At 42.7% G+C, this 23929-nt stretch carries 25 protein-coding genes; all 25 read left to right on the forward strand.

Features of this window, described 5'->3' with window-relative positions; translation table 11 throughout:
• Positions 1–97: 97 nt before the first annotated feature.
• The 25 genes from spoIIIAA (at position 98) to RCH61_RS01580 (ending at position 23920) form a co-directional block, all read left to right on the forward strand.
• Complete coding sequence (gene spoIIIAA / locus RCH61_RS01460; RefSeq protein WP_178007133.1) at positions 98–1039, forward strand: stage III sporulation protein AA; 942 nt, start codon at positions 98–100, stop codon at positions 1037–1039.
• Positions 1027–1545, forward strand: a complete 519-nt coding sequence (locus tag RCH61_RS01465; protein WP_178007135.1) for a stage III sporulation protein AB — start codon at positions 1027–1029, stop codon at positions 1543–1545. The genes spoIIIAA and RCH61_RS01465 overlap by 13 nt, the downstream gene beginning before the upstream one ends.
• A 22-nt stretch (positions 1546–1567) precedes the next feature.
• Positions 1568–1762 (forward strand): stage III sporulation protein AC, encoded by a 195-nt coding sequence (spoIIIAC, locus tag RCH61_RS01470; protein ID WP_004847818.1) that lies wholly within the window; start codon positions 1568–1570, stop codon positions 1760–1762.
• 60 nt (positions 1763–1822) lie between these two features.
• Positions 1823–2209, forward strand: coding sequence for a SpoIIIAC/SpoIIIAD family protein (locus RCH61_RS01475; protein WP_178007137.1), 387 nt, complete (start codon positions 1823–1825; stop codon positions 2207–2209).
• Positions 2206–3402: a stage III sporulation protein AE gene (locus RCH61_RS01480; RefSeq protein WP_178007139.1), complete on the forward strand. Its 1197-nt coding sequence runs from the start codon at positions 2206–2208 to the stop codon at positions 3400–3402. The genes RCH61_RS01475 and RCH61_RS01480 overlap by 4 nt, the downstream gene beginning before the upstream one ends.
• A gap of 48 nt (positions 3403–3450) precedes the next feature.
• On the forward strand, positions 3451–3807 hold the full coding sequence (locus RCH61_RS01485) for a stage III sporulation protein AF (protein WP_178007142.1): 357 nt from the start codon (positions 3451–3453) through the stop codon (positions 3805–3807).
• 5 nt (positions 3808–3812) lie between these two features.
• The gene (locus tag RCH61_RS01490; protein ID WP_178007143.1) at positions 3813–4415 is read left to right on the forward strand and encodes a stage III sporulation protein AG; all 603 of its coding nucleotides are present in this window, start codon (positions 3813–3815) and stop codon (positions 4413–4415) included.
• 24 nt (positions 4416–4439) lie between these two features.
• Positions 4440–5051 (forward strand): SpoIIIAH-like family protein, encoded by a 612-nt coding sequence (locus tag RCH61_RS01495; RefSeq protein ID WP_178007145.1) that lies wholly within the window; start codon positions 4440–4442, stop codon positions 5049–5051.
• Positions 5052–5232: 181 nt separating this feature from the next.
• Positions 5233–6825 carry a peptide chain release factor 3 gene (locus tag RCH61_RS01500; RefSeq protein ID WP_306479666.1) on the forward strand — a complete coding sequence of 531 codons (1593 nt, stop codon included), beginning with the start codon at positions 5233–5235 and terminating at the stop codon, positions 6823–6825.
• Positions 6826–6921: 96 nt separating this feature from the next.
• Complete coding sequence (locus RCH61_RS01505; RefSeq protein ID WP_306479667.1) at positions 6922–7305, forward strand: Asp23/Gls24 family envelope stress response protein; 384 nt, start codon at positions 6922–6924, stop codon at positions 7303–7305.
• Between the two features lie 196 nt (positions 7306–7501).
• Positions 7502–7909: a transcription antitermination factor NusB gene (gene nusB, locus RCH61_RS01510; RefSeq protein ID WP_306479668.1), complete on the forward strand. Its 408-nt coding sequence runs from the start codon at positions 7502–7504 to the stop codon at positions 7907–7909.
• Positions 7910–7911: 2 nt separating this feature from the next.
• Positions 7912–9120: an exodeoxyribonuclease VII large subunit gene (gene xseA, locus RCH61_RS01515; protein ID WP_306479669.1), complete on the forward strand. Its 1209-nt coding sequence runs from the start codon at positions 7912–7914 to the stop codon at positions 9118–9120.
• 20 nt (positions 9121–9140) lie between these two features.
• A complete protein-coding gene (xseB, locus tag RCH61_RS01520; RefSeq protein ID WP_178006894.1) occupies positions 9141–9353 on the forward strand; it encodes an exodeoxyribonuclease VII small subunit in 213 nt (70 codons plus the stop codon).
• Positions 9343–10233, forward strand: a complete 891-nt coding sequence (locus RCH61_RS01525; protein WP_178006892.1) for a polyprenyl synthetase family protein — start codon at positions 9343–9345, stop codon at positions 10231–10233. The genes xseB and RCH61_RS01525 overlap by 11 nt, the downstream gene beginning before the upstream one ends.
• A gap of 17 nt (positions 10234–10250) precedes the next feature.
• Complete coding sequence (gene dxs / locus RCH61_RS01530) at positions 10251–12110, forward strand: 1-deoxy-D-xylulose-5-phosphate synthase (RefSeq protein ID WP_178006890.1); 1860 nt, start codon at positions 10251–10253, stop codon at positions 12108–12110.
• Between the two features lie 16 nt (positions 12111–12126).
• Positions 12127–12936, forward strand: coding sequence for a TlyA family RNA methyltransferase (locus tag RCH61_RS01535; RefSeq protein WP_306479670.1), 810 nt, complete (start codon positions 12127–12129; stop codon positions 12934–12936).
• A gap of 58 nt (positions 12937–12994) precedes the next feature.
• Positions 12995–13828: an NAD(+)/NADH kinase gene (locus RCH61_RS01540; RefSeq protein ID WP_306479671.1), complete on the forward strand. Its 834-nt coding sequence runs from the start codon at positions 12995–12997 to the stop codon at positions 13826–13828.
• A gap of 4 nt (positions 13829–13832) precedes the next feature.
• The gene (locus tag RCH61_RS01545; RefSeq protein ID WP_306479672.1) at positions 13833–14291 is read left to right on the forward strand and encodes an arginine repressor; all 459 of its coding nucleotides are present in this window, start codon (positions 13833–13835) and stop codon (positions 14289–14291) included.
• Positions 14292–14300: 9 nt separating this feature from the next.
• On the forward strand, positions 14301–15977 hold the full coding sequence (gene recN, locus RCH61_RS01550) for a DNA repair protein RecN (RefSeq protein WP_306479673.1): 1677 nt from the start codon (positions 14301–14303) through the stop codon (positions 15975–15977).
• Positions 15978–16184: 207 nt separating this feature from the next.
• Positions 16185–17237, forward strand: a complete 1053-nt coding sequence (spoIVB, locus tag RCH61_RS01555; RefSeq protein WP_442920439.1) for a SpoIVB peptidase — start codon at positions 16185–16187, stop codon at positions 17235–17237.
• A gap of 123 nt (positions 17238–17360) precedes the next feature.
• Positions 17361–18152: a sporulation transcription factor Spo0A gene (gene spo0A / locus RCH61_RS01560; RefSeq protein ID WP_306479675.1), complete on the forward strand. Its 792-nt coding sequence runs from the start codon at positions 17361–17363 to the stop codon at positions 18150–18152.
• A 92-nt stretch (positions 18153–18244) separates the two neighbouring features.
• On the forward strand, positions 18245–19693 hold the full coding sequence (glgA, locus tag RCH61_RS01565) for a glycogen synthase GlgA (RefSeq protein ID WP_306479676.1): 1449 nt from the start codon (positions 18245–18247) through the stop codon (positions 19691–19693).
• A gap of 184 nt (positions 19694–19877) precedes the next feature.
• Entirely contained in the window at positions 19878–20747 is an 870-nt protein-coding gene (gene metF / locus RCH61_RS01570) for a methylenetetrahydrofolate reductase [NAD(P)H] (RefSeq protein WP_178006597.1), read from the forward strand.
• An 8-nt stretch (positions 20748–20755) separates the two neighbouring features.
• Positions 20756–21397 carry a vitamin B12 dependent-methionine synthase activation domain-containing protein gene (locus tag RCH61_RS01575; protein WP_178006596.1) on the forward strand — a complete coding sequence of 214 codons (642 nt, stop codon included), beginning with the start codon at positions 20756–20758 and terminating at the stop codon, positions 21395–21397.
• Between the two features lie 45 nt (positions 21398–21442).
• Complete coding sequence (locus RCH61_RS01580; RefSeq protein WP_178006595.1) at positions 21443–23920, forward strand: homocysteine S-methyltransferase family protein; 2478 nt, start codon at positions 21443–21445, stop codon at positions 23918–23920.
• Positions 23921–23929 lie beyond the last annotated feature (9 nt).

Genomic DNA, 23929 nt, shown 5'->3' on the forward strand with positions numbered 1-23929 from the left:
TTCCGGTGATTCATATGACAGGCTTTTTCGGGTTCCCGGATTTTTTTGGTTCATATTTTCGGGAGAAGCACATATATTGTGTAAAGAGGTGGACAAGATGGAAAAAAGAGAGAATAGAAGATCACAGGTGTCAGACGTCTTGGCAAGAAGCGTTCGGGCAATCGTGCAAACACATATAACGGAAGAAAATGCGCTTCAGGAAATAAGAATGAGGATTGGACAGCCGCTTAGTATTATGAGCGGCGGGGAAGAGAAGATCCTGCCTTCGGCAGAAAAAGCGCACATTGTTACGAAAGAGGAAATAAAAGAAACGATAGAATATATGAGCAAATATTCTTTATATGCCTATGAAAATGAATTGCGGCAGGGTTTTTTGACATTGGAGGGAGGCCATAGAGTGGGAGTTGCCGGAAAAGTAATTATTGATCGTGGAAAAGTGAAAAATATACAATACATATCATCGCTTAATATAAGAGTTGCCCATGAGGTCATCGGATGCGCTGACGAACTCATTCCATATATTACGAAAAATAAAATGGTATGCCACACATTGATCATATCGCCTCCATGCTGCGGTAAAACAACGCTTCTGCGGGATTTGATCCGCCAGATATCAGATGGAAACGAATATGTAAAAGGCTGTTCGGTTGGTGTGGTTGACGAACGTTCGGAAATAGGAGGCTGTTATATGGGAATCGCGCAGAACAGACTCGGCATGAGGACGGATATTTTGGACTGCTGTCCGAAGGCGGATGGGATGATTATGTTGATAAGATCTATGTCTCCGCAAGTCGTGGCAGTTGACGAGATCGGAACGGCAGAAGATATTCATGCGATCGAGTATGCGATGCAGTGCGGCTGTAAACTGATTGCCAGCGTACATGGATTGGATATGGAAGAAGCTTCAAGAAAACCGGTGCTTGGAGAATTGATACGGAGAAAAATGTTTGAAAGATATATTGTGCTTGGAAATGACGGTCATCCGGGACAGGTGCGGGGAATTTATGATGAGCGGGGGAGTGTTTTGTGCAGAAAGTAATGGGCGGGATCCTGATTTTATCGGCAACTGCGGGAGCCGGATATGTATACGGGAACGAAGTGAAGAGATATTTGCAGAATATGATTTATCTGCGTTATGTATTTGGCTTGATCAGAGGGGAGATTTCGTATACTTATGCGCCTCTTCCTGAAGTTTTTCTTAGTGTATCTTCCCGAATAAAAGAGCCATACAGAAGATGGCTGAAAAAGACAGCAGAAGAAATGGAATCCCGTGATGCGGCAGGTTTTGCCAGAGTATGGAACAGATGTACGGACAAGTATCTGGAAACGCTTGGTTTGAAAGATGAACATAAGATTCTGGTGAAAGAACCGGGAACGTTTCTCGGAATCTTTGAAAAAGAACTTTCTGATCGGGCAATGGTGATGTATCTGAACAAAATGGACTTGGAAATCGAGAAGCTGAGAGCGGATCTGGCATCGAAGGTGAAGGTTGGAAGGTGTCTTGGCGTTATGACAGGTTTGTTTTTTATCGTAATCTTGATTTGATCCGGCACAGGCAGGAGGAACTATGGATATTAGTCTTATTTTTAAAATTGCGGCAGTGGGAATACTTGTCTCTATTTTAAGTCAGGTATTAAAACACAGCGGAAGAGAGGAACAGGCGTTTCTTGCCAGTCTGGCCGGACTGATTCTTGTGTTGTCGTGGGTACTTCCTTATATTTATGATCTCTTTCGGACTGTCAGGCAGCTGTTTTCTTTATGATGCGCGGTGCAAAAAAAGAATCTGAAAAAATAAGAGAGGAAAAGAAAGGGTGCGAAGCAGGTGAGCGTGATACAGGCAGGAATGATAGGGGTCATCGGGGTAATGCTGGCAGTGCAGTTAAAAGGAAATAAGTCAGAATATGGGGTGTATGTAAGCGTGGCGGTGAGTGTGATCTTATTTGTGCTCATTTCAGAAAGACTTGGTATTTTTGTTCGTACGGTCAAAGATCTTGTGTCATATTCCAAAATAGAGACAAGTTATTTTTCTGTGATCTTGAAAATGCTTGGAATTACTTATATTGCAGAATTTGCGTCAGGAATTTGTAAAGATGCAGGATATCAGACAATAGCAGGACAGATTGAAACGTTTGGGAAACTGACAATACTGGCGCTTGGGATGCCGATCCTTACGGCGCTGCTTGGAACGATCAGGGAGTTTCTTTCATGAGAGGGAGAAAAGCGAGATTTCTTTTCACGTTGCTTTTGACATTGCTTGTGTTTGGGTTCGGCACGAGGATCGTTAATGCGGACGAGTGGGAAAAAGAGGTTGGAGAAGAATCTGTATTTGAAACAAAAGAAAAAAGTACAGAAGGAATCGGTGCGGAGCTTTTAGAAGAATTTGATTTCAAAGAAGTTGAGAAAAGCGTATCGGCGTTATTTCCGAAAGAAAAAATCTCTTTTGAAGAAGTTGTATCTTCATTTATATCCGGAAACTCTGGCGAAATATTGGAGACAGTCGCAGGATATTTAAAGGATGAGATTGCTTATGAGTTTTTATACAGTAAAAAAATATTGATTTATGTAATCTTGATCGCTGTTCTGGCGGCTGTTTTCAGTAATTTCGCAGGAGCGTTTCAAAGCAGACAGATTTCGGAGATGAGTTTTTATGTGATTTATATGCTTCTGATCACTCTTTGTCTGATGTCTTTTCAAACGGCAGTTCATGGGATCGGAGAAAAAGTGGAGTCTCTTACTGCATTTATGAGGGTGCTTTGTCCGGGGTATTTTCTGGCTGTTGCTTTTGCATCGGGAAGTGTAACTTCGCTGTTTTTTTATAATATGATACTTTTTCTGATTTATATTGTAGAGCTTGTGATCGTGCGGTTTCTGTTTCCGGTTATCCATATTTATATTATGGTCCAGGTACTCGGAAATCTGACGGAAGAAGATCTGTTTTCTGAGTTTGCGGATTTGTTGAAAAAGATTGTTACATGGATCCTTCGGACAATGGCGGCATGTGTTGTTGGCGTGAATGTTGTACAGGGGCTGCTGGCTCCGGCTGTGGATCTGGTGAAAAGGAGTGCTCTTACGAGGACTGCGGAGGCGATTCCGTGGGTCGGAAATGTGATGGGCGGAGCGGCGGAAGTGACGTTGGGAGCGATTGTCTTGATTAAGAATGGAATCGGAATGGGAGGAGCATTTATTGCAGTTCTGATTTGCGCTGTCCCGCTTTTACAAATGCTTCTGTGCGCTCTGCTTTATAAGATGGCGGCGGCAGCGGTGCAGCCTGTATCAGATAAAAGGATTACGGCATGCATTCGTGGAATGAGCGAAGGATATGAGATGATTGTTTCTGTTATTTTTACAGTTGGATTTTTGTTTTTACTTACGATCGCTGTTGTAGCAGGAGCAACAACATAAAAGACGAAAAAGAAATCTGGCGTAAGTTTTCGAAAAAGGAGAAAGGAAATGTTTGATCAAGTGTACGGGTGGCTTCAGAACATTGTGGCATATCTTGTTGTAGTAACTGCAGTGATGCATGCGATTCCGGGAAAAGATTATGAAAAGTATATTCGCTTCTTTTCGGGACTTGTGCTGATCGTGCTTCTTTTCATGCCTGTTTTAAGTGTGTTTGGCATGAAAGAAACATTCGGAACAATCTATAACGATCAGATTGAAAAAAAAGAGAGGGAAATGTTGGAAGAGGCAGGAAGATCTTACGAGGAAATGCTTGAAAATTATATAAGTTATGAAGAAGATGAGAAAACGGAAGCTGTCAATAATCTCAGAACAGACAGAGAAACAGAAAGTGCGGACAGGAGGTGACGAAGATGGATCTGAAAAAAGCGGGAGACTATATAAAAGCATTAAAAAATGGAGAGAAGCTTCCGAAGAAAAATACGTTTCTCATCCTTTTCCTGCTTGGGGCGCTTCTATTTGTGATTGTTCTCCCAACCGGCGGATCTTCGTCATGGAAAAGCGGAAAAACAGAAGAAAATACCGGAGAGCCTGAAGGGAAAGAAACATGGCAGACAGGGGAGTATGAAACTTATTTGGAAGAAAAAACAGCGCGTGTTTTATCACAGGTGAAAGGAGCAGGAAAGGTCACTGTTATGGTTACTTTGAAGTCAAATGGTCAGAGGCTGATTGAAAAAGATCAAACAGGGAGTACGCAGACAATAGAAGAGACAGGGGAAGAACAGGGGAAGAGAACGGAATCAGAAACAGCTTCCGAGAAGATCAGTATATATGAACAAACAGCGGACGGGGCATCTGTCCCGTATGTAAGCAAGGAACTGACGCCGGAGATCGGTGGAGTGATCGTAATCGCAGACGGAGGGGGTGATGCGGTTGTAGCAAGGAATCTTACAGAAGCGGTACAGGCATTATTCGGCGTAGAGGCGCATAAGATAAAAATAATGAAACGGGACTGATACATAAAAAAGGAGGCTTGTAAAGTGAAGAAAGTGTTTAAGAAAAATCAGGTTATCATTGCTGCGCTGGCAGTGATGATCGCAGTGGCGGGATATTTGAACTATTCCGGGAAAATATTCCCTGAGAAGGACGGAGGGGCAGAAGAGGCAAATGCAGATCTTGCCAATCAGGAGCTTCTCGATATTTCGGAAGAAGATGTGGAGACGGTAGGAGATGAGATTGCAAGCAATGATTCGGAAGTAGAAGGCACGCCGGGGGAAGCAGTGCTTACAAACGGTGCTGCAGAGACGACGGTTGCGCAGGCAAAAGTAACAAGGGAGCAGGTGCGGGCGCAAAATAAAGAAACATTGCAGGCAATCATAGACAATACGAATTTGAGTGAAGCAGAGAAACAAGAAGCGGTATCCCAGCTTGTACAGATGACAGAGATTGCAGAACAGGAAGCTGCCATAGAGACAATGATGGCGTCGAAGGGATTTTCGGAGGCAGTGGTGAGTATTGATGAAAATTCAGCAGATATTGTTGTCAAAGCAGAGGAATTAACAGATGCAAATCGAGCGCAGATTGAGGATATCGTGACAAGAAAGACAGAGATTGCCCCAGAAAATATCGTGATTACTCCAATCCATGAATAGGAGGAGGTATACGCGGCGGTAGAGAGGTGGTTCAGTCATTCTGATATAAGATGAAGAAGAAATCCCGCAGTTGAAGTATTTTAGAAGATATGCTAAACTAAATTGGTATGTCCGGAGACGATCCGGGAAAAATAAAAGAACGAACAGATGCATTTTATAAGCATTAGGAGAAAAGAAACATATGTCAGAGATAACGAATGAAATAAAAAAGAGAAGAACATTTGCGATTATTTCTCATCCGGATGCGGGAAAAACAACGCTGACGGAAAAATTTCTTTTATATGGAGGAGTGATCAATCAGGCGGGGTCCGTCAAAGGAAAGGCGACAGCAAAACATGCGGTGTCAGACTGGATGGAAATCGAAAAGGAAAGAGGTATTTCGGTTACTTCTTCTGTTCTTCAGTTTAATTATGGCGGATATTGCATCAATATCCTTGACACACCGGGACATCAGGATTTCTCAGAAGATACTTACAGGACGCTGATGGCGGCGGATTCTGCAGTTATGGTAATCGATGCTTCAAAAGGTGTAGAGGCACAGACGCGAAAATTGTTTAAAGTATGCGCCATGCGCCATATCCCGATCTTTACATTTATCAATAAGATGGATCGGGATGCGAAAGATACGTTTGACCTTTTGGATGATATCGAGAAAGAACTTGGGATACCAACCTGCCCGGTAAACTGGCCGATTGGATCAGGAAAAGGGTTTAAAGGAGTGTATGACCGCCAAAAAAAAGAAGTAGAGCTGTTCTCGGATACAAGAAAAGGAACGACGACAGGAGAAGTGAAAGTTGTTGCGATGAACAATCCTGAGATTGACTGGCTGATCGGAGATGAAGCGAAGACAACTCTCATGGAAGAAATTGAACTTTTAGACGGTGCGTCGGCGGAGTTCGATCAGGAGCTTGTTGATAAGGGAGAACTTTCTCCGGTATTCTTTGGTTCTGCTCTGACTAATTTCGGGGTGGAAACATTTTTGAGACACTTCCTTGCCATGACGACGTCACCCCTGCCGAGAATGTCGGATCACGGAGCGATCGATCCAATGGAAGAAAAAGACTTTTCTGCCTTTGTATTTAAGATTCAGGCGAATATGAATAAAGCGCACAGAGACAGGATCGCGTTTATGCGTATTTGTTCAGGAGCTTTTGATGCGGGAATGAGCGTGTATCATGTTCAGGGAGGAAAAGACGTAAGACTTTCTCAGCCTCAGCAAATGATCGCCAGTGAAAGAAAAATTATTGAGAAAGCGTATGGCGGAGATATTATCGGTGTATTTGATCCCGGTATTTTTTCAATCGGAGATACACTTACAGCATCGAAAGAAAAATTTGCCTACGAAGGGATTCCGACATTTGCGCCTGAACATTTTGCAAGAGTGCGCCAGGTTGATACGATGAAGAGAAAACAGTTTGTCAAAGGGATCAATCAGATCGCGCAGGAAGGTGCAATTCAGATCTTTCAGGAATATAATACGGGAATGGAAGAAATTATTGTCGGTGTTGTCGGCGTCCTGCAGTTTGATGTGTTGAAATACCGGTTGAAAAATGAATATAACGTAGAAATTCTTCTTGAAAATCTTCCGTATGAGTATATTCGCTGGATTGAAAGTGTGGATACGGATCTCGACCGTATAAGCGGAACGTCAGATATGAAGAAGATCAAAGATTTGAAAGACCGTCCGCTTCTTTTGTTTATCCATGAGTGGAGTATTCGAATGACCCTTGAAAGAAATGAAGGTCTTGTGCTTTCGGAATTTGGAAGATCTTAAAATGCGGGTTTGACAGGCAGTGAACTTTTTCTTTGCAAACGGATAGAGATTTGTTATAATGAGAAAAGAGATTATACAAAACGGGAGGTTTTGAATATGGCTAAGGACGAAAGAAATACTTATACAATACAAAATGATGCGAGTTTAGGCGAAGTGAAGATCGCGGATGAAGTTGTTGCGATCATCGCGGCTTTGGCTGCTACGGAAGTAGACGGCGTCGCTTCTATGGCGGGAAATATCACAAATGAAGTGATCGGAAAGCTGGGAATTAAGAACCTGTCAAAAGGAGTAAAGGTGGATGTGCTGGAAGGAGTTGTTACTGTTTCTCTCGCATTGAACCTGAAATATGATTACAGTATCATGGAAGTGACGAAAAAAGTGCAGGAAAAGGTGAAAAATGCAGTTGAGAATATGACGGGGCTTGAGGTTGCGGATGTCAATATTAAGGTTGCCGGAGTAGAGATGGAGAAACAGGACTGATCTGCTTTTGAGCTGCCATGTATGATGAGGCGTACCGCCCTTGACATTGATACTAAGGGATGTCGCAAGACATCCTTTTTCAATATTGCAGACCGACGGTTTCAGAAAGATACCTATATCAGAAAAGGGATATAAGCACAAAAGAAGAGCTGTGCGGACTGCCAGATGATGATTAAGACGATAGAGAGGAAATACTATGTTAAGAACGGAACTTCGGGAACATATATTTAAAATGCTTTTCCAGGTTGAATTTAATGATTCTGCTGCTATGGCGGAAAATATGAACTATTATTTCGAGACGCTGGAAGATGCCGAAGAGAAAGATAAACAGTATATACAGAATAAGTATGAGGCAGTCGTGTCACATACAGAAGAAATCGACGAACTTTTGAATGAGAATGCAACAGGATGGAAAACGACAAGAATGAACAAAGTCGATCTGTCAATTTTGAGGTTGGCAGTTTATGAGATAAAATGGGACGAGGATGTTCCTGACAAAGTTGCAATCAACGAAGCAGTCGAACTGGCAAAACGCTTCGGAGGGGACAGCAGTCCGTCCTTTGTGAATGGTGTGCTTGCAAAATTTGCAAAACAGGAGTCGTAAAAATGTCTAACATTTATACAGTGAAGCAGGTTAATTCTTATATCAAGAATATGTTTACACAAGATTTCATGCTGAACCGTATCTATGTAAAAGGAGAGATTTCTAACTGCAAATATCACACATCGGGACATATTTATTTTTCTTTGAAAGATGAGTCCGGCACGATCGCCTGTGTTATGTTTGCAGGTTCCAGAGCGGGACTTTCTTTTACACTGAAAAATGGACAGCAGGTTATTGTGTTTGGCTCGGTAAGCGTATATGAAAGAGACGGGAAATATCAGCTTTATGCGCGGGAAATCAGATTGGACGGAGCAGGGGCGCTCTACGAAAAGTTTGAGGCGCTTAAGCAGGAACTTTATGAGATGGGGATGTTTTCCGATGAATATAAACAGCCCATTCCAGCTTATGCAAAAACTGTCGGGATTGTGACGGCTCCTACAGGGGCGGCAGTCAGAGATATTATAAACGTTGCAGGACGGAGAAATCCGTACGTTCAGCTCATTCTCTATCCGGCTCTTGTGCAGGGAGAGGGAGCGGCAAAAAGTATTATAACAGGAATCCGGATGCTGGAACAAAGGGGTGTGGATGTCATCATTGTCGGCAGAGGCGGAGGCAGTATTGAAGAACTGTGGGCGTTTAACGAGGAAGCGGTTGCCCGTGCGATCTTTGAGTGCTCCGTTCCGATCATTTCGGCAGTCGGTCATGAAACGGATGTTACGATATCAGATTTTGTAGCTGATTTGAGAGCGCCGACTCCTTCGGCAGCAGCGGAGCTGGCTGTGTATGAGATCCGTGAGTGCAGACGGAAAATGGCGGGATATGAAGATCAGCTTGTTCGCTTAGCAGAAACACAGATCAGCAGATATCGGGTGAAGGCAGAGCATTTCTCAATGCGCCTGAAGATGCTTCATCCCCGGAGAAAATTAGATGAAAACAGGCAGTTTACGGCAGATATGGAGAATAGGCTGCGCGATCTTATGGAGCGGAAGCTGATCAAAGAAAAACATCGTTTGGCGCTGAATGTAGAGCGGATGAAGCGGGTTTCTCCGCTTTTGAAACTTGACAGCGGGTATTCTTATGTAAGATCGGAAGAAGGGGAAAATATACGATCCGTAAACCAGGTAAAGCGCGGAGAAAAACTTGAGATTTTTGTAAGCGACGGAAAGCTTGAAGCAGAGGTTCAAAATACGGAAACGATGGTTCACGGATAGGAAGGATCGCGGAGGTTAAAGTGGCAGAGAAAAAGAAAGAAAATCTCGAAGAAATGTTCAGGAATTTGGAAGAACTGATCGGAAAGATGGAAAACGAAGAGATTACTTTGGAACAAACATTTGATTTATATAATAAGGGGATGGAACTTCTGAAAAAATGCAGTTTATCGATCGATGAAGTAGAGAAAAAGGTTCTTGTGCTTGATCAGAATGGAGAGACAGATGAATTTTAAGGAAGAGTGTAGAAAACGAACAGAAAAAATAGAAGAAGTTTTACAGAACTATCTTCCAAAACAAGAGGGACATCAGCGTATAATTGAAGAGGCGATGGAATATAGTTTGATGGCAGGCGGGAAGCGGCTTCGACCGATGCTTATGAAGGAAACGTTTGATCTGTTCGGAGGAACAGGAACGGTTATCGAGCCGTTTATGGCAGCGATTGAGATGATCCATACATATTCGCTTGTGCATGATGATCTTCCGGCAATGGATAATGACGATTACCGAAGAGGACGAAAGACGACACATGTTGTGTACGGGGAAGATATGGGAATTTTGGCAGGGGACGCATTACTGAACTATGCGTTTGAGACAGCCTGCACAGCGTTTGAGACAGAGCCTCAAAAGGCTGCCCTTATCGGAAAAGCGCTTCAGATACTGGCAGGAAAAGCCGGAATTTACGGGATGATCGGGGGACAGGTCGTTGATGTAAAGTCGGCAGGTCATAAGATCTCAGGAGAACTTTTGATGTTTATTTACAAATTGAAAACCGGAGCACTTATTGAGTCTTCCGTAATGATCGGAGCCATCCTTGGAGGAGCAAGTGAAGAAGACGTTAGGAAGATGGAAGAGATTGCATCAAAAGTAGGACTGGCATTCCAGATACAAGACGATATTTTGGATGTGACAAGCACAACTGAGATACTCGGAAAACCGGTACATAGTGATGAAAAAAATGAAAAAACGACTTATGTCACATGGAAAGGTTTGGAAAAGGCGAAAGAAGAGACGGCACGTTTGACAGAAGAAGCGTCAGAACAACTTCGCTCTCTCGGAAAAGAGTGCGGTTTTATGGAAGAATTGCTTCGGCAGCTTGTATACAGAGAAAAATAGAACTAGGAGGATCAGTCATGATAATTGAAATGATCCAGAAAGAGAATGATATAAAGAAACTTGATCAGACACAGTTGAAAGAACTTGCAGATGAAATTCGAAAATTCCTGCTTGATAAGATCAGTTGTACAGGAGGGCATTTAGCTTCCAACTTAGGTGTTGTGGAGTTGACAATGGCGCTGCATCTGACGATGGATTTCCCTGAGGACAAGTTAATCTGGGATGTGGGACATCAATCGTATACCCATAAACTTCTTACCGGAAGAAAGAATGGGTTTGACGATCTTCGTAAATATGGCGGAATGAGTGGTTTTCCGAAGCGAAAAGAAAGCGAATGTGACGCTTTTGATACCGGACATAGTTCCACATCGATCTCTGCGGGTTTGGGTTATGTGGCGGCACGCGAATTAAAAGGAGAAAAATACAGTGTTGTTTCGGTGATCGGAGATGGAGCGATGACCGGAGGAATGGCGTTTGAGGCTTTGAACAATGCTTCTCGTTTGAAAAGTAATTTTATTATCGTATTGAATGACAACAACATGTCGATCTCAGAAAATGTGGGAGGCATGTCAAAATATTTAGGCGGCTTGAGAACAGCCCAGGCATATACAGATTTAAAAAAAGGTGTAGAAGATACGCTGAAGAAAATTCCCGGAACGGGAAACAGGATCGTCAGCAGGATCAAGAAAACCAAAAGCGGAATTAAGCAGTTGTTTGTTCCGGGAATGTTTTTTGAAGATATGGGGATCACTTATCTTGGACCTGTAGACGGGCATGACATCAAAGAAATGGTGCGTGTGTTCCGCGAAGCAAAACGGGTAGATCATGCAGTTTTAGTGCATGTACTTACAAAGAAAGGGAAAGGCTACCTTCCTGCAGAAGAAAATCCGGCTCGTTTCCATGGAACCGGACCGTTTGATTTGGAGACTGGAGATGCGAAAGAAACGAAGGGTCCGGATACGTATACGGAAGTTTTTTCGAAAGTTTTGCTTGATATTGCAAAAAAAGATGAGAGCGTTGCGGCGATTACGGCTGCAATGGCGGATGGAACCGGACTTGCACCGTTTGCAAAACATTTTCCGAATCGGTTCTTTGATGTAGGGATTGCAGAAGAACATGCGATGACCTTTGCGGCGGGACTTGCGGCAGGAGGGATGAAGCCGGTTTTTGCAGTATATTCGTCCTTTTTGCAGAGAGCTTATGACCAGACGTTGCATGACGTCTGTCTGCAAAACCTTCCGGTTGTGATCGCGGTAGACAGGGCAGGACTTGTCGGAAGTGATGGAGAAACGCATCAGGGAGTGTTTGACCTGTCGTTTTTGTCAACGATTCCGAATATGACGGTTATCTCTCCGAAAAACAGATGGGAAATGGCAGATATGATCCGATTTGCAGTTGATTTTCCGTATCCGATCGCCGTGCGCTATCCAAGAGGAGCAGCGTATGAAGGACTGCAGCAGTTCCGCAGTCCAATTAGTTATGGAAAAAGCGAGCTGCTTTATGAAGAAGAAAAGGTTGCAGTTCTGTTTGTAGGTCATATGGCGGAGATTGCAGATCAGGTAAGAAAAGAGCTGAAAGAAAAAGGATATGGCTGTTCTCTTGTGAATGCCCGGTTTGTAAAACCACTTGATACGCAGATGCTGAAAAAATTGTCGGAGAATCATGAGTTGTTTGTGACGATTGAAGAAAACGTGCTTACAGGCGGTTTTGGAGAGCAGGTTCTTGATTATATTTCGAAGGAAGGGCTCCGTGTGCGGGTGAAAAATTTCGGAATATCCGACGATTATGTGGAACATGGAAATGTAGACCTGCTTCGACGGGAAGTCGGGCTTGATAAAGAGACGATTGTAAAACAGATAGAAGAAATTTTGGGGTAACTGAAAGGAAAAGAAGATGAAGGAACGCTTGGATGTATTACTTGTGAAGAGAAATCTGGCGGAATCAAGGGAAAAAGCAAAAGCAATTATTATGTCCGGAAATGTTTTTGTAGAAGGACAAAGAGAAGATAAAGCAGGAAGTACATTTCCTTTGGAGGTCAATATTGAAGTGCGGGGGCATACGCTTCCGTATGTGAGCAGAGGCGGTCTGAAATTAGAGAAGGCGATTGCAAACTTTGACGTCAGTGTAAACGATAAAGTGTGTACGGATGTCGGCTCATCAACAGGAGGCTTTACAGACTGCATGCTGCAAAACGGTGCAAAAAAAGTATTTGCAATCGATGTAGGCAGAGGACAGCTTGACTGGAAACTCCGAAATGATCCGAGAGTTGTCTGCATGGAAAAAACAAATATCCGATATGTGACACCAGAAGATTTGGGAGAAGAAATTGATTTTTCTTCTATTGATGTGTCATTTATCTCGCTGACGAAAGTGTTAGAACCGATCCGCAATTATTTGACGAAAGATGGTGAGATTGTTGCTCTTATAAAACCGCAGTTTGAGGCTGGAAGAGAAAAAGTAGGGAAGAAGGGCGTAGTAAGAGAAAAGAGCACACATCTGGAAGTAATCCAAAAGGTTATGGATTATGCCCAGTCGATTGGATTTGATCTGTGTGCGCTTGATTTTTCTCCGATCAAAGGGCCGGAGGGGAATATAGAGTATCTGATTCATCTGAAAAAAAGCGGGAAGGAAACAGGAGAAAATATCGGCGGACTTGATCCTGCCGCTGTTTCAGACAAAGCATTCGAGACACTGGCAAAGTAAAAAAGGACACGCCTTCGTGTAATAGACAGGCTGTGTTTGTGAAGACAAGAGGAATAAAATGGATTGCTTTTATATTATTACAAATAAATTAAAAGATAAAGATTATGAGATTACAAACCGGATCGAACAGTATATTCTTGCTTCAGGCAAAAAATGTTTCCTTTCAGAAAAAGACAGTGAGGGACATATTCTTCCGGGAACTGTTCCGAAAGAAGTTCAGTGCGGTCTTGTATTGGGGGGAGACGGAACGCTGATCCGTGCGATCAGAGATCTCGGGGAGAGAAGTCTTCCTTTGCTTGGAATTAATCTGGGAACTTTGGGATATCTTACAGATGTAGATCTGAAAGATTTCGAAAGTGCGCTGGATTATCTGTTTTCACAGACACCTGCTGTCGAAGAACGGATGATGCTGGAAGGAAGTTTTCGGAATTCGCGCAAAGATTTGGCGGTAAATGATATTGTTCTTGCAAGGGAAGGAAAAGTTCGAATCGTCAGTTTCAATATATATGTAAATGGAGTATTGCTGAATACTTATCATGCAGATGGGGTGATTATATCGACTCCTACCGGAAGTACAGGGTATAATCTGTCTGCAGGAGGACCGATTGTTGAGCCGACGGCGAAGATGATTGTGATTACGCCGATCTGTTCTCATGCGTTGAATACAAGCAGCGTCGTGCTGTCAGCCGATGACCTGATCGAGGTGGAAGTGTGCGAAGGTCGTTACGGCAGACAGGAACAAGTTTCTCTTTGCTTTGACGGAGCAGAGCAGACGACTCTTGTCACAGGTGAGAAAGTCTGTATCAGACGTTCGGCTCAGACAGCAAAACTGATCAAGCTGAGCAAGGAAAGTTTTATGAAAACAATGCGTAAAAAGATGAAAGGAAATTGAACATATGAAAGTCAGCCGGCATGCAAAAATTATTGAACTGATCAGTCAGTATGACATTGAGACACAGGAAGAACTGGCAGAATATTTAAATAATGCGGGATTTAAAGTGACGCAGGCGACTGTGTCCAGAGATATACGGGATCTGAAGCTGTCGAAAGTATCAGTTGGAAGCGGACATCAGAAATATATTCTTCACCGCATGGAAGAACCGGGAATGAGCGAAAAGTATATGCGCGTTTTAAAAGACGGATATGTAGCGATGGATATGGCTCAGAATATTCTTGTCATCAAGACAGTTTCAGGTATGGCGATGGCTGTGGCAGCGGCTGTTGATGCAATGAAATGGCATGAAGTCGTAGGCTGCATTGCAGGAGACGATACGATCATGTGTGCAATCCGAACCGTGGACGATACAGCGATAGTAATGGAGAAGATCAGGAAGATTGTTTCAAGAGAAGTATAGGTGAATACAATGTTAGAAAATCTACATGTGAAAAATATTGCTTTGATCGATGAGACAGAAGTGGATTTCGGACAGGGATTAAATATATTGACCGGAGAGACCGGAGCGGGAAAATCGATTCTTCTTGGTTCTGTCGGCTTGGCATTGGGAGGAAAGTACAGTTCGGATCTTTTAAGAAACGGTGCGGAAAACGGATTAGTGGAACTTACTTTTTCTGTGGAAGACGAACGGATCAGAAAAAAACTGGAGGAATTGGAGATCATTCCTGATGATGGGATGGTAACTTTGACTAGAAAGTTTACGGGAAATAGAAGTGTCAGCAGGATTAACGGAGAGACAGTAAATACTGCAAAGTTAAAAGAGGCTGCTGCGTTGTTGATCGATATTCACGGACAACATGATAACAAAACCCTTTTGCAAAGAAAGAATCATTTGGCGCTCCTTGATCTTTTTGGAAGAAAAGAGATTGCTCCTGTTAAGGCGGAAATGGCAAAATGTTACAAAGAATATCGGAAGATCTGTAAAAAATCAGAAGAGACTTCGTTAGATGAGGAAGCGAGAAGGCGGGAACTTTCACTTTCTGAATTTGAAGTTAACGAAATTGAAGAAGCGTCTTTAGTGGAAAATGAAGATGAGGAACTGGAAGAAACTTATCGTAGAATGACGGAGAGCAGAAAGATTACGACTGCAGTTGCGCAGACTTACCGTTATACATGTGAAGACAGCGCGGCAAATGCCGGTGACTGTCTGACGAGAGCCATCCGTTCTTTTCGGGAAGCTGCTGAGTTTGATGAGGAAGGCGATCGTCTGAACAGCCTCCTTATGGATGTAGACAGTTTGCTGAATGATTTTAACAGAGAATTGTCTGAATATGCTGCGAAGTTTGAATTTTCGGAAGAAGAGTTTAAAGAGACGGAAGAACGGCTGAATCTGATCAATCATTTAAAGGCAAAATATGGAAATTCTGTAAGTGATATTCTTGCATATTGTGAGGAAAAGCGGCAGAGAATAGAACAGCTTAACGATTATGATGCTTATATAACACAAATTGAAGAAGAGAAAGAACGTGCATTAAAGCAAGTTGAGCATGTGACAAAACAGCTTCATGAGGTCAGAGATCATTATAAGAATGTTTTTGCAGAGGAGATTCGTCTGCATCTGAAAGAATTGAATTTTCTTGACACAAGATTTGAGATTCGTATTAGCGATACCGGACAGTTCGGTGCAAACGGAAGTGACGAGGCTGAATTTTATCTCGCGCTAAATCCGGGAGAACCGGTGAAACCTTTGGGAAATATTGCTTCAGGAGGAGAACTTTCCCGCATTATGCTTGCTGTTAAAACAGTTCTTGCAGATACGGAAGATACACCGACTTTGATCTTTGATGAGATTGATGCCGGAATATCGGGGATCACGGCAGCAAAAGTCGGCGAAAAATTGAAACTGATCGGAAGAAGCAGACAAGTACTTTGTATTACTCATCTGCCTCAGATTGCGGCAGTGGCAGACAGTCATTTTTTAATTGAAAAGTCTGCGGAAAATGAAAGTGTAAAAACACGGATCCGTTTATTAAATGAAGAAGATTCCGTGAAGGAGCTGGCTCGTATTTTAGGTGGAGATAAGATTACGCCAAGTATTACGAAGAGCGCCCGTGAAATGAAAGAAATGGCAAAGAGTGAAATATAATACTGGAGTGGAAAAGAAAGAAACCACATATACTAGAAACGGATGCAAGAAAGTATCCGTTTCTTTTTTTGCAATGGCGACGAGCCAAAGTCCGGGCTTGCCCGAGATTTTGGCGGCCGCTTACAATCCCGGAATGTGCCTTTTGGAACTTCCGGTGATTACAGATACTAGAGAAAGGGTGTGGAACGATTGAAAAAACAAAAGTATATGGCTGCCGGATTCTGTCTTTTCCTATCTCTCTTCTTTGCATGTGCATCTGTGCTGCAGTATAAAATGAATCACGTAAAAGAGCCGGTTTTAACAGATGCAGGCATTCAGACAATGAAAAATAATACGGTGCTTGTGGGTGGTATGCCGATAGGGATTTACATGGAGACCGATGGGGTTATGGTTCTGAATACGGAACAGATTGCAGGAGCAGACGGGAAAGAACACGAACCGGCAAAGGGGATTGTCAGATCAGGCGATTATATTACTGCAGTCGATCATTGTGAGATTGGCGGAAAGAAAGAGCTGCTTGATGCAGTCGGAAAACTGGACGGAACTCCTGTAATCCTGACTGTCAGGCGTGACGGAGAGATGATGGATCTGAAAGTGAGTCCGGTTGAATATGAAGCCGGAGAATATCGACTTGGTATATGGGTGAGGGATAATGTGCAGGGGCTTGGAACGGTTACATTTCTGACAGATCAAAGTCGTTTCGGGGCATTGGGACATGGAATCCATGATGCGGATACAAACGATCTTATGTCCATTGACGAAGGAAATGTATATCGAACGAGTATTAGAGATATTACAAAAGGGCAAAGCGGAGCGCCAGGCAGTATGGAAGGAATGATTATATATAATCCGTATAACATTTTGGGAACGATTGATAAGAACACAGAGGCGGGAATTTATGGAACAATCGACAAAATCGATGAACTTTTTAAAGATCAGACAGCAATCGAGACTGCGTCAAAGGAAGAAATTGTAACAGGACCTGCGACGATGCGATGTTTTGTCGATAATGAGATCAGAGATTTTGATATCGAGATCACTCAAATCGACATAATGTCTCCGGAAATCAATAAAGGACTTGTGATTCAGGTCATTGACGAAGAACTTCTGGACAAAACAGGAGGGATTATTCAGGGAATGAGTGGAAGTCCGATCATCCAAAACGGGAAATTGATCGGAGCAGTAACCCACGTTTTCGTACAAGACTCGACAAAAGGTTACGGAATATTCATAGAAAACATGCTAAAACAGATAAATTAGTCAAAAACGTGTGGATATATGTCGAATTGTTACTACAAGATTCGCTTGATTATGCAAATTGGCACAGATATAATAAGCGAGTGGCGTTTTTAAGGGAGGTCTTAAACTAAAGGAGAGACGAGAATGGAGCATTTGAGTGTGGCGATCGCTGACGACAACCAGAGAATTCTAGATATGCTTGACGACATCATTCGGACGGATAAGGAACTGGATCTCGTCGGAAAAGCGAAAAATGGAGAAGAGATGTGTCAGATCATAAAGGAAAGACAACCGGATGTTGTCCTGCTTGATCTGATCATGCCGAAAATGGATGGATTGACAGTGATGGAGCATGTGAATAAAGAGCAGTTTGTCGAAAAGAGACCATATTTTATCGTGCTTACCGCAGTCGGACAGGAAAAGATTACAGAAGATGCCTTCAATAAAGGTGCAAATTACTATATTATGAAACCGTTCAATCACACGATTTTATTGGATCGGATCAAATCAATCAGAAAAAAACCTGCGGTTTGCGAGAAGAAAAATGAGGAGAATCTGAAGGGAGTTTCTTTTGGACAGGAAAGTCTGGAAAGCAGAGTGACAAATATGCTCCATGAAATCGGAATTCCGGCACATATCAAAGGCTATCATTATTTGAGGGATGCGATTATGATGGCAGTAAATGACATGGATGTATTAAACGCGATTACAAAAATTTTGTATCCGACAGTTGCAAAAAAATACCGGACAACGTCAAGCCGTGTGGAAAGGGCAATCCGCCATGCGATTGAAGTGGCGTGGAGTCGTGGCAAATTAGATACTTTGGATGAACTTTTTGGGTATACGGTAAGTACCGGAAAGGGGAAACCGACGAATTCAGAGTTCATTGCCCTGATTGCAGATACAATTCAGCTTGAATACAGGCATAAAAACTAGGAAAGACCTTTTCTTTGTGCATAGAATGGGGTATAATAACAATTAACAGAATTCTTTCCGGGAATTTATGTAAAGAATGGGAGGATCAGGATATGAAGAATATTTTGTTTGCTGCATCGGAATGTGTACCGTTTATCAAAACAGGAGGACTGGCAGATGTTGTCGGTTCCCTTCCGAAAGATTTTGATAAGGAAAAATATGATGTTCGTGTTGTTATTCCGAATTATATGTGCATGAAGCAGGAGTGGAAAGAGAAGTTAGAGTATGTCACCCACTTTTATATGGATATTGCGGGCCAGGACAGATATGTCGGCGTACTGAAGACTGAATTGAATGGCATTACATTTTATTTTATCGACAATGAATATTATTTCAGCGGATTTGCTCCTTATGATGGAGATCCGAAATGGAATATCGAGAAATTTGCATTCTTTTCAAAAGCAGTGCTGAGTATCCTTCCGGTGATCGATTTCCGGCCGGAATTGATTCATTGTCATGACTGGCAGACGGGACTGATACCGGTATATCTTGACAATTTCAGATATCTTGGAGAATACTATCGCGGAATTAAGACTGTGATGACGATCCATAATCTGAAATTCCAGGGAGTATGGGATACAAAAGCAGTCCAGGGAATTACAGGTCTTCCGGAGTATTATTTTGTGCCGGATAAGATGGAAGCATATAAAGATGCGAACTTGCTGAAAGGCGGTATCGTATATGCTGATAAAGTAACGACGGTAAGTAACAGTTACGCAGAGGAGATCAAGACGCCGTTTTACGGGGAAGGACTTGACGGTTTGATGTCTGCAAGGGCTAACGATCTTTGCGGTATTGTCAACGGGCTGGATTATACGGATTGGAATCCGGCTTCAGACCCTCGTATCGCCAAGAATTTCTCTATTGAAGATTTCAGAAAAAATAAAGTGCTGAACAAGAAGGCGCTGCAGGAAGAACTTGGTTTAGAGAGAGATACAAAAACAATGATGATCGGAATGATTTCGCGTCTTACGGATCAGAAAGGGTTTGATCTTGTTGATTATGTGATGGATGAACTCTGTCAGGATGCGGTTCAGATCGTTGTACTCGGAACAGGTGATGTGAAATATGAGAATATGTTCCGTCATTTTGCATGGAAATATTCAGGAAAAGTATCGGCAAATATCTTTTACTCGGATGAACTCTCTCATAAGATCTATGCTTCCTGTGATGCATTCCTTATGCCGTCCTTGTTCGAACCATGCGGATTAAGTCAGCTTATGAGTTTGCGTTACGGTACAATTCCGATCGTTCGTGAGACCGGAGGACTTAGAGATACAGTTGAGGCATATAATGAGTTTGAGAAGACAGGAACAGGATTCAGTTTCAGCAATTACAATGCACATGAGATGCTGAATACAGTTCGTTATGCGGAAAGAATTTATTACGATAGAAAACGTGATTGGAATAAGATTGTAGAACGTGCGATGAGCAGAGATTTTTCGTGGAAGAATTCAGCAGGACAATATCAGGAATTATATAAGAGTCTGATCGGGGAATAAGAAACGAAAGTGTCAAATGATACATAAAAACACAAGGCGGATATCAGTTTCCGTCTTGTGTTTTTTTGTATAAACAATACTTGACAGGAAAAGCGTTTTAGAGGATAATCTTACCTAAAAAAATATCGCTGAAGATGAAGAATCTACTTATCCATGCGACAGAAAAAAGTCAGGAGAGAGACAGATGAAGATTATAGACAGATTAAAAGAAGACAAAATTCATATTTCGTTTGAAGTGTTTCCGCCGAAGACAGATGCAGGTTTTGAGAAAGTGATCGCGGCGACAGACGCTATGGCGAAGCTGAACCCAGCATTTATCAGCGTGACATATGGAGCAGGCGGCGGTACAAGTAAAAATACAGCAAAAATTGCATCTCATATCAAAGAGGATCTCGGAGTGCTTAGTCTTGCCCATCTGACATGTGCGTCTTCGACGATAGAAGAAGTAAGGGCAGTGATTGAGAATCTGAAAGAAAGCGGGATTGAAAATATCCTTGCCCTTCGCGGTGATATTCCGAAGGGAATGGAATTTCCGAACGGGGATCGTTTCCGATATGCATATGAGCTGATTGAAGAGATACGCAGGCACGGAGATTTCTGTATCGGAGCTGCATGTTATCCGGAAGGGCATGTAGAAAATGAACATAAAACAGAAGATATCAAATATTTAAAACAGAAAGTAGACAGCGGAGTTGATTTCCTTACGACGCAGATGTTTTTTGACAATGATATTCATTATAACTTTTTATATCGGATCAGGGAAGCGGGGATCACGGTTCCGGTACTTCCGGGAATTATGCCGATGACGAGTGCGAAACAGATGAAGAGAAGTCAGGAATTGTCAGGAACAGTATTTCCAAGAAGATTTTTGGCTCTGCTGGATCGTTTTGGAAGTTCTCCGGCGGCAATGGAACAGGCGGGAATCGCATATGCAACGGATCAGATCATTGATCTTCTTTCAAACGGTGTGAATAATATTCATATTTATACGATGAATAAACCGCATGTTGCGGCTGCAATCATGAACAATTTATCTGAGATTATAAAGGCATAGGTGTCGGGATGGAAAAAAGGTTTCAGGAAGCTGTTCGTTATTTAGGTTATGGAAGAAACGCAGTGGATGAAAGGACACACGAACTTATAGAAAAGGGTTTTGAAGATTTGGAAAAAGCTGCAAAATTTCGCTTTGTCAGCCGTATTTTTGAACTGGAACGTATTGATGATGAAAACGTTAGGATAGGAACGTTGTCAGTAAAGAGCAAAAGTCTTGCGAGAAATTTGAACCAATGTGAAAAAATCGTTCTCTTCGGGGCGACGCTTGGGACGGGAACAGATCGGCTGATCGCGCGGACATCTCTTACAGACATGGCGCAGGCTGTTGTGCTTCAGGCGTGTGCTGCGGCGATGCTGGAGGAACGATGTGATGAAAAGCAGCTGGAGATAGGAACAGAACTGGAAGAACAAGGTCTTTATTTGCGGCCGAGATTTAGTCCGGGTTATGGAGATTTTGATATCGGTTATCAGAAACCGCTTATGCAGATGTTGGACTGTGCGAAAACTATCGGACTTACAATGACTGACAGTTTTATGATGACGCCGACAAAGTCTGTTACTGCGGTGATCGGGGCAAGCCGGATAAAAGAAAGGTGTCCTCTTGCGGGATGTGAAGTCTGCAAGAAAACAGATTGTATTTACAGACGCTGATGTTCAGTATAAGAATGGGAAAGCGGAGAGGGAAAGGAGAAACAGATGATCAGACAACGACTTGGAAAAGAACTTCTCTTTTTTGACGGGGGAATGGGAACACTTCTGCAGGAAAAAGGACTTGCGCCCGGGGAATTGCCGGAGACATGGAATCTGACACATCCGCAGGAAATATGTGAGATACACAGGCGGTATATTGAATCCGGAAGCGAGATTATCCTGACAAATACGTTTGGTGCCAATGCGCTGAAGTTTCATGATGATTCCTGTTCTTTGGAAGAGATTATAAATGCAGCGGTAAGTCATGTGAAGACGGCAGAACAGGAGGCTCATTTAAAAACGGGAGAAAGACGTAAAATATATACTGCACTTGATGTCGGCCCTACAGGAAAATTGCTCAAACCGATGGGGGATCTGGAATTTGAGACAGCATATGAAGCGTTCAAAGAAGTGATGATTCTCGGCGAAAAGGCGGGAGCAGACTTGATTCACATAGAGACAATGAGCGACACATATGAATTAAAAGCGGCTGTTTTGGCAGCAAAGGAGAATACGGATTTACCGGTGTTTGCGACGGCGATATTTGATGAGAGACGGAAACTTCTGACCGGGGCGGATGTTTCGTCTGTCGTTGCGCTTTTGGAAGGTCTTGGCGTTGATGCGCTTGGAATTAACTGCGGGATGGGGCCGAAGCAGATGTTCCCGGTGCTGGAAGAGATTATGAAGTATTCGTCGGTTCCGGTTATTGTAAAACCGAATGCAGGTCTTCCGAAACAGAGAGATGGGAAGACTTATTATGATGTGTCAGAAGATGAGTTTGCAGCATATATGGAACAGATCGTACAGATGGGGGCATGTGTGATCGGAGGCTGCTGCGGAACAACTCCGGAACATATTCGCGCAATGAAGGAAAGATGCAAAAATGCAGAGTTTGTTCCGGTAACGGAAAAAGAATTTACGGTTGTTTCTTCTTATGGACAAAGTGTCATTCTTGGAGAAGGTTCGAAAATTATCGGGGAACGGATCAATCCAACCGGGAAAAAGAGATTTAAACAGGCATTGAAAGAACATGATCTGGATTATATTTTGAGGGAAGGGATCGTGCAGCAGGATCAGGGAGCCCATATTCTCGATGTGAATGTCGGATTGCCGGATATTGATGAACCGGCGCTTATGGGAGAAGTGATCCAGGAACTGCAAAGTGTCGTGAATCTTCCTCTTCAAATCGATACGGTTGATACGGAGGCGATGGAAAAAGCGCTTCGTATTTATAACGGGAAGGCGATGGTTAACTCTGTAAGCGGAAAGATGGATTCAATGAAAAAGGTATTTCCGCTTGTGAAAAAATATGGCGGAGTTGTTATCGGACTGACACTTGATGAAAACGGAATTCCTGCAGATGCAGACGGACGTATAAAGATTGCAGAAAAAATCATTCGGACAGCAGCAGAATATGGCATTAAAAAGAAAGATCTCGTAATCGACGCGCTTGCGATGACAATCAGTTCCGAACCGGAAGGAGCGAAAGTGACATTGGAGACACTTCGCAGATTGAGAGATGATATCGGTGTCAATACAGTTCTCGGCGTTTCTAATATCTCTTTTGGACTGCCATGCCGCCCGATTGTAAACGCTGCGTTTTATACAATGGCAATGTTTAATGGTTTGAGTGCCGGAATTATAAATCCGTCATCAGAAGATATGATGAAATCATGGTATGCATATCATGCCCTTTTGGGATTGGACAGTAATTGTGAACGCTACATTGAGAAATATGCAAATGCGGTTGTGACTTCCAGTGTAATTAAGGAATCTGCTTCTTTTGAAAACGGACAAGGCTCAGGCAGAATTGGTCAAAAGGGAAATAGTGGAAACGGCACAAATCTTACGCTTCAGGAGGCAATCGAAAAAGGTCTGAAAGAGGATGCTGGAAAGATCACAACAACCCTTGTAGAAACTAATGCGCCGCTTGCAATTATTAATGAAGAATTGATTCCGGCATTAAATCACGTCGGAGATGGTTTTGAAAAAGGAACTGTTTTTCTTCCGCAGCTTCTGATGAGTGCTGAAGCAGCGAAGTGCGCGTTTGCGGTTCTAAAAGAAAAGATGGAAAAAAGCGGCGAAGTCAGAGAGAAAAAAGGTACGGTTATATTGGCAACCGTAAAAGGGGATATTCATGATATCGGGAAAAACATCGTGAAAGTTCTTTTAGAAAATTACAGTTTTGATGTGATTGATCTGGGGAAAGACGTACCGCCTGAAAAAATAGTAGAAACTGCGTGTGAAAAGCAAGTACACCTTGTAGGATTAAGCGCACTTATGACAACGACTGTTGTCAGTATGGAAGAGACGATCAGAATGCTTCGGGAAAGAAAGCCGGACTGTAAAGTTATGGTCGGAGGAGCTGTGTTGAATCAGGAATATGCAGATATGATCGGAGCAGATTTTTATGGAAAAGACGCTATGCAGTCGGTTCACTACGCAGAAAAGATTTTTGATTCTCATTTGCAGAAAGATGCCTGAAAGAAAAGA

The sequence above is a fragment of the Mediterraneibacter sp. genome (assembly GCF_030825015.1).
GTDB lineage: Bacteria > Bacillota > Clostridia > Lachnospirales > Lachnospiraceae > Mediterraneibacter.

What these genes read in the sequence shown, in the direction of transcription:
- spoIIIAA (WP_178007133.1), top strand. Translation starts at nt 98, where the DNA reads ATGGAAAAAAGAGAGAATAGAAGATCACAGGTGTCAGACGTCTTGGCA.
- spoIIIAC (WP_004847818.1), top strand. Translation starts at nt 1,568, where the DNA reads ATGGATATTAGTCTTATTTTTAAAATTGCGGCAGTGGGAATACTTGTC.
- RCH61_RS01480 (WP_178007139.1), top strand. Translation starts at nt 2,206, where the DNA reads ATGAGAGGGAGAAAAGCGAGATTTCTTTTCACGTTGCTTTTGACATTG.
- RCH61_RS01485 (WP_178007142.1), top strand. Translation starts at nt 3,451, where the DNA reads ATGTTTGATCAAGTGTACGGGTGGCTTCAGAACATTGTGGCATATCTT.
- RCH61_RS01490 (WP_178007143.1), top strand. Translation starts at nt 3,813, where the DNA reads ATGGATCTGAAAAAAGCGGGAGACTATATAAAAGCATTAAAAAATGGA.
- RCH61_RS01500 (WP_306479666.1), top strand. Translation starts at nt 5,233, where the DNA reads ATGTCAGAGATAACGAATGAAATAAAAAAGAGAAGAACATTTGCGATT.
- RCH61_RS01505 (WP_306479667.1), top strand. Translation starts at nt 6,922, where the DNA reads ATGGCTAAGGACGAAAGAAATACTTATACAATACAAAATGATGCGAGT.
- nusB (WP_306479668.1), top strand. Translation starts at nt 7,502, where the DNA reads ATGTTAAGAACGGAACTTCGGGAACATATATTTAAAATGCTTTTCCAG.
- xseA (WP_306479669.1), top strand. Translation starts at nt 7,912, where the DNA reads ATGTCTAACATTTATACAGTGAAGCAGGTTAATTCTTATATCAAGAAT.
- RCH61_RS01525 (WP_178006892.1), top strand. Translation starts at nt 9,343, where the DNA reads ATGAATTTTAAGGAAGAGTGTAGAAAACGAACAGAAAAAATAGAAGAA.
- dxs (WP_178006890.1), top strand. Translation starts at nt 10,251, where the DNA reads ATGATAATTGAAATGATCCAGAAAGAGAATGATATAAAGAAACTTGAT.
- RCH61_RS01535 (WP_306479670.1), top strand. Translation starts at nt 12,127, where the DNA reads ATGAAGGAACGCTTGGATGTATTACTTGTGAAGAGAAATCTGGCGGAA.
- RCH61_RS01540 (WP_306479671.1), top strand. Translation starts at nt 12,995, where the DNA reads ATGGATTGCTTTTATATTATTACAAATAAATTAAAAGATAAAGATTAT.
- RCH61_RS01545 (WP_306479672.1), top strand. Translation starts at nt 13,833, where the DNA reads ATGAAAGTCAGCCGGCATGCAAAAATTATTGAACTGATCAGTCAGTAT.
- recN (WP_306479673.1), top strand. Translation starts at nt 14,301, where the DNA reads ATGTTAGAAAATCTACATGTGAAAAATATTGCTTTGATCGATGAGACA.
- spoIVB (WP_442920439.1), top strand. Translation starts at nt 16,185, where the DNA reads ATGGCTGCCGGATTCTGTCTTTTCCTATCTCTCTTCTTTGCATGTGCA.
- spo0A (WP_306479675.1), top strand. Translation starts at nt 17,361, where the DNA reads ATGGAGCATTTGAGTGTGGCGATCGCTGACGACAACCAGAGAATTCTA.
- glgA (WP_306479676.1), top strand. Translation starts at nt 18,245, where the DNA reads ATGAAGAATATTTTGTTTGCTGCATCGGAATGTGTACCGTTTATCAAA.
- metF (WP_178006597.1), top strand. Translation starts at nt 19,878, where the DNA reads ATGAAGATTATAGACAGATTAAAAGAAGACAAAATTCATATTTCGTTT.
- RCH61_RS01575 (WP_178006596.1), top strand. Translation starts at nt 20,756, where the DNA reads ATGGAAAAAAGGTTTCAGGAAGCTGTTCGTTATTTAGGTTATGGAAGA.
- RCH61_RS01580 (WP_178006595.1), top strand. Translation starts at nt 21,443, where the DNA reads ATGATCAGACAACGACTTGGAAAAGAACTTCTCTTTTTTGACGGGGGA.